This is a genomic window from Veillonella sp. (assembly GCF_019414865.1).
In the GTDB taxonomy this organism is placed as follows: Bacteria; Bacillota; Negativicutes; order Veillonellales; family Veillonellaceae; genus Veillonella.
In genome coordinates this window covers 1-4,760 of record NZ_DXLG01000048.1, presented here as the reverse complement: position 1 = coordinate 4,760, position 4,760 = coordinate 1, and the positions used below count along the sequence as shown (strand labels likewise).

Below are 4,760 nucleotides of genomic sequence, written 5' to 3'. Positions count from 1 at the left end.
CCGCGGTCAAGAAGTAGAAGTTAAAATCATTTCTCTAAACAAAGACGAAAAGAAATTGGGTTTGGCTTTAACTGAATTGATGGAAGCAAAAGAAACTGCAGAAGACGCTGAATAATTCATTGTCTAATATAAGGCTAACCAAGGTTTCCTTGGTTAGCCTTTTTGCGTACTTTACGTAGAATATGATAAAATATAGTAATGTATTAGATTAGATAATGAGGTGAAACCATGGCAAAACCATTAGTGGCTGTTGTAGGTCGTCCAAATGTAGGGAAATCTACACTTTTTAATGCCATTGTTAATAAACGAATCTCTATTGTTGAAGATATTCCTGGTGTAACACGGGATCGTATTTACTTTGACGCAGAGTGGTTAAATCGTGAATTTACAATGATAGATACAGGTGGTATCGAATTCATAACAGATAATAGTCATGTTATTCCTAAGATGATGCGTTTACAAGCTGAATTAGCAATTGAAGAAGCGGATGTAATTTTATTTGTTGTTGATGGTAAACAAGGAATTGTTCCTGCCGATGAAGAAGTTGCAAATATATTACGTGCTAGCGGCAAACCTGTAGTTTTAGTTGTTAATAAAATTGACAGTGTTAATCAAGAACCTAATATTTATGAATTCTATAATCTTGGATTAGGTGATCCAATTGGTATTTCTGCTAAGAATTTAATGAATTTAGGTGACTTGCTTGACGATACGGTTAAACATTTTCCTCCAGTTGGTACAAATGTTGATGATGAAGATACTATTCACGTAGCGGTTATTGGCCGTCCTAATGTAGGTAAATCTTCTTTGACTAATGCATTATTAGGGCAAGACCGCGTAATCGTATCTGATGTAGCAGGCACAACACGTGATTCCATCGATACATATTGGACTCATGGAGATCAAAAATTTGTCCTTATCGATACTGCAGGCATGCGACGTAAATCTAAAATCGAAGAAGCTGTTGAACGATATAGTATTGTGCGTTCTTTACGCTCTGTAGACCGTTCGGATATTGTTGTTCTTGTACTTGATGCTCAAGATGGTGTTACAGAACAAGATAAGAAAATTGCTGGTTATGCCTATGAAGCAGGCAAGGGTGTAATTATTGTTGTAAACAAATGGGATCTTGTTGAAAAAGATGATAAAACAACTCTGCGCTTTACTGAAGATATTTATGATGAATTAGGGTTCTTACAGTTTGCGCCGATTCTATTTGCATCTGCATTGACTAAGCAACGTATTCATCGTTTAGCTGATATGTTGAAATTCGTTTCTGAACAACAGTATCGCCGTGTATCTACAGGTACATTAAATCAATTATTGCAAGATGCTCAAACAGTAAATCCTGTACCATCTCGTAATGGCAGAATTCCAAAGATTTACTATATGACACAAGCAAGTGTTAAACCACCTACATTTATTTTGTTTGTAAATGAACCAGAGTTAATTCACTTCTCGTATATGCGTTTCTTGGAAAATAGATTACGTGAGTCCTTTGGCTTTGAAGGAACACCAATTCGTTTAGTGTTGCGTGGTAAGAAACGAGATGATGAAGACTAATGGATATTATGGTTATCGTATATGCTATATTGGCATATCTTATTGGTTCAATTCCTAGTGGTTTAATTATCGGTAAAACCTTCTTTAATACAGATGTCCGCCAATATGGTTCTAAAAATATAGGTGCCACTAACACCTATCGCGTTATAGGTCTCAAAGCTGCATTACCTGTATTTCTCTGTGATGCCTTAAAAGGCGCGGCTGGGGTAGTATTATTATCCTCTTATGGACCTATGTATATGATCTTAGGTGGTATTCTTGCTATGATGGGCCATAACTGGTCTATATTCTTAGGCTTTAAAGGTGGTCGTGGCGTAGCTACAGGACTAGGTGTATTAATTGCTTTGTCACCATTAGTTGCTTTGATTGCCTTCTTGGTATGGGGCGTTATTGTCTATTTCACTAAGCTCGTATCACTAGGATCAATTATAGCTGCCGCTTTGGTACCAATCTTAATGTATTTTACAGGCGAATCTTATTGGTTCGTTGGCTTTGGCGCTTTGGCTGCTTTATTTGTCATTGTTCGCCATTGGGATAATATCAAACGTTTACTTGCAGGTAATGAGTTAAAAGTAGAACGTATCAAAAAGGATTAATATATGAATGTTGTTGTTGTCGGCTCTGGTAGCTGGGGTACTGCTCTTGCTATTAAATCCGTATTAGCTGGAAATACCACAACTTTATATTGTCGTCGCCCAGAATTTGCAGATCAATTAGCTAAAGATTTGGAGAATAAAGAGTATTTACCTGGCGTAACATTACCAAATGAATTAGTATATAGTTCAGATCTTGCTACCTGTATTAAAGGGGCTGATATCATTCTCATGGTTACGCCATCTGTACATGTACGTACTAGTTTAGAGTCTATTAAGCCATATGCTCATAAAGAACAATCGTATATACTTTGTTCAAAAGGTGTAGAGCGTACTACTGGTAAATTGCTGACTACAGTTATGAGAGAGGTTCTAGGAACAGTTGGATGTAATCTCGCTGTTTTATCTGGTCCAAATCATGCGGAGGAAATTGGACGCGATTTACCGGCTGCATCTGTTTTAAGTACAGAAGATCTTGATGTGGCTACGATGCTACAGAAAGCATTATGTAGTCAAAACTTTAGAATTTATGCAAATACTGATATTACTGGTGTTGAGTTAGCAGGGGCTACAAAGAATATTATTGCTCTCGCTGCTGGTATTGTAGACGGTCTAAAGTTAGGGGATAACTGTAAAGCATTGCTCTTAACACGTGGGTTGCATGAGATGACCCGCTTTGGTGTAGCCTTAGGGGCACAAAAAGAAACCTATGCTGGCCTTGCTGGTATGGGAGATTTGATTGCCACATGTATGAGTCCCCATGGTCGCAACCGGGCTGCTGGACAAAAATTAGCAGATGGTAAAACAATGGACTATATTATTAATCATACGAATATGGTTGTAGAAGGTTTCTTTGCTACTGACATTATTTATAAAATGGCTTGTGAACATCAAATTGAAATGCCAATAACAAAGGCATTGTATGAAGTTTTATATGAGGAAAAATCTCCTGCTTTGGCATTAGCAGAATTGATGGGACGAGATATTAAAATTGAAGTATCATAAATAAAAGATACTTTTAATTTGGTTATTTATATACTATAATTAATGAGTATAATCTTGTGAGGGTTGTATGCGAATTATTGGCGGAACTGCAAAGGGACATACTATAAAAGCACCTAAAGGGGTAGATACTAGACCTACACTTGATCGTGTTCGTGAAAGTGTGTTTAATGTATTATCTAATAGAGGTATATTTGGTACTCATGTATTAGATATATTTTCAGGTACAGGTGCAGTAGCTATTGAAGCCTTAAGTCGTGGTGCAGCACATGCAGTAGCGGTAGACTTTAAAACAGGAAAATTGATTTTAGAGAATGCCAAACATTGTCATGTGGAGGATCGGTTAGAAATCATTCCGAGGAAACTTTCACAATTAAAAAATTATATAATGGGACGACAGTTCGATTATATTTTTTCTGATCCACCATATGAAAATGGATTTATACAAGAGACCATAGATATGGTTGTAGACTGTGATTTATTAAAGCCTGAAGGTGTTTTACTACTAGAGCACCATAAGGACGAGGCATTTACCTTGCCTGAATCATGGAAATGTTTAAAAGAACAGAAATTTGGTTATACCATGGTTTCCTATTTTGTAAACACTGCTGAAAGGAGCTAAACCTGTGCGTATAGGTGTGTGTCCGGGTAGTTTTGACCCAGTAACAAATGGACATGTTGATATTTTTGAACGAGGCAGTCGATTAGTTGATAAATTAATCATTGCTGTCAGCTCTAACCCAAATAAAAATTCCTTATTTACTATGGAAGAACGGGTTGAGATGATTCAAAATTCTGTCAAACATATTCCTAATGTTGAAATTGATTGTACAGGTGGTCTACTTAACCAGTATGTTAAATCTAAGAATGCCACAATAATCATTCGAGGATTACGAGCTTTAAGTGACTTCGAATATGAATTTCAACGTGCGTTGTTTGCAAAATATTTGGATGATGATATTGAAACTGTATTTATTATGACAAATAACAAATACTCTTTCGTCAGCTCCACAGGTATTCGTGAACTTGCAAAATTTGGCGGTAAGCTAGATGGTTTAGTTCCGGATGATGTTAAGGAAAAACTTGAAGAACGCTTTAATACGGTCCATAATAAATAGGGGTGAAATGTATGAAAACAGAAAAATTATTAGAAGATTTAGAGGTTCTTATTGAATCTAGCAGCCGTATTCCTATGACTACAAAACGTATGGTTGAGGAAGACGAAATTATGCGTATTATTGATTCTATTCAAGAGTCTTTACCATTGGAACTTGAAGAGTCTCGTCGTATTGTAGCAGATAAAGATAAAGTGCTAGCTGATGCTCAACGTCAAGCTGAAACTTTGATTGATCAAGCTAAAGACTACATTGCTAAATTAACTGCTGAAAGTGAACTAGTTAAACAAGCTCAAGAACAAGCTAATCAAATTATCAATGCAGCTAACCAATCCTCTGAGGAATTGAAATCCAGCTCCATTCAATATGCTGGTGATGTTCTTAAATATGTGGAAAACAATTTAGAAAAAACATTGGAAAGCTTACGTCAAAATCGTGAAAGTTTGAAACAAACTGAACAACGTACAGAAGAAAACCAATAATATTA

Annotated in this window: 7 protein-coding genes; all 7 read left to right on the top strand. The window is 36.3% G+C overall.

The features are described from left to right. A partial coding sequence (locus QZ334_RS04500) for a hypothetical protein (RefSeq protein WP_295232306.1) occupies positions 1-115 on the top strand: 115 nt, incomplete at its 5' end. 113 nt (positions 116-228) lie between these two features. Beyond that, positions 229-1,563 carry a ribosome biogenesis GTPase Der gene (gene der / locus QZ334_RS04495; RefSeq protein WP_060924659.1) on the top strand — a complete coding sequence of 445 codons (1,335 nt, stop codon included), beginning with the start codon at positions 229-231 and terminating at the stop codon, positions 1,561-1,563. Beyond that, positions 1,563-2,159: a glycerol-3-phosphate 1-O-acyltransferase PlsY gene (gene plsY, locus QZ334_RS04490; RefSeq protein WP_024066174.1), complete on the top strand. Its 597-nt coding sequence runs from the start codon at positions 1,563-1,565 to the stop codon at positions 2,157-2,159. Before der ends, plsY begins: the two co-directional genes overlap by 1 nt. Before the next feature lie 3 nt (positions 2,160-2,162). Then, positions 2,163-3,161: an NAD(P)H-dependent glycerol-3-phosphate dehydrogenase gene (locus QZ334_RS04485; RefSeq protein WP_295232293.1), complete on the top strand. Its 999-nt coding sequence runs from the start codon at positions 2,163-2,165 to the stop codon at positions 3,159-3,161. Positions 3,162-3,228: 67 nt separating this feature from the next. Further along, a complete protein-coding gene (gene rsmD, locus QZ334_RS04480) occupies positions 3,229-3,780 on the top strand; it encodes a 16S rRNA (guanine(966)-N(2))-methyltransferase RsmD (RefSeq protein ID WP_295232290.1) in 552 nt (183 codons plus the stop codon). 4 nt (positions 3,781-3,784) lie between these two features. Beyond that, positions 3,785-4,276 (top strand): pantetheine-phosphate adenylyltransferase, encoded by a 492-nt coding sequence (coaD, locus tag QZ334_RS04475; RefSeq protein ID WP_024066177.1) that lies wholly within the window; start codon positions 3,785-3,787, stop codon positions 4,274-4,276. 11 nt (positions 4,277-4,287) lie between these two features. Then, positions 4,288-4,755, top strand: coding sequence for a hypothetical protein (locus tag QZ334_RS04470; protein ID WP_005386756.1), 468 nt, complete (start codon positions 4,288-4,290; stop codon positions 4,753-4,755). Positions 4,756-4,760: the final 5 nt, after the last annotated feature.

Excerpts from the sequence above, each read along its gene's own strand:
- QZ334_RS04470 (WP_005386756.1), top strand. The coding sequence starts at position 4,288 with ATGAAAACAGAAAAATTATTAGAAGATTTAGAGGTTCTTATTGAATCT.
- plsY (WP_024066174.1), top strand. The coding sequence starts at position 1,563 with ATGGATATTATGGTTATCGTATATGCTATATTGGCATATCTTATTGGT.
- rsmD (WP_295232290.1), top strand. The coding sequence starts at position 3,229 with ATGCGAATTATTGGCGGAACTGCAAAGGGACATACTATAAAAGCACCT.
- der (WP_060924659.1), top strand. The coding sequence starts at position 229 with ATGGCAAAACCATTAGTGGCTGTTGTAGGTCGTCCAAATGTAGGGAAA.
- QZ334_RS04485 (WP_295232293.1), top strand. The coding sequence starts at position 2,163 with ATGAATGTTGTTGTTGTCGGCTCTGGTAGCTGGGGTACTGCTCTTGCT.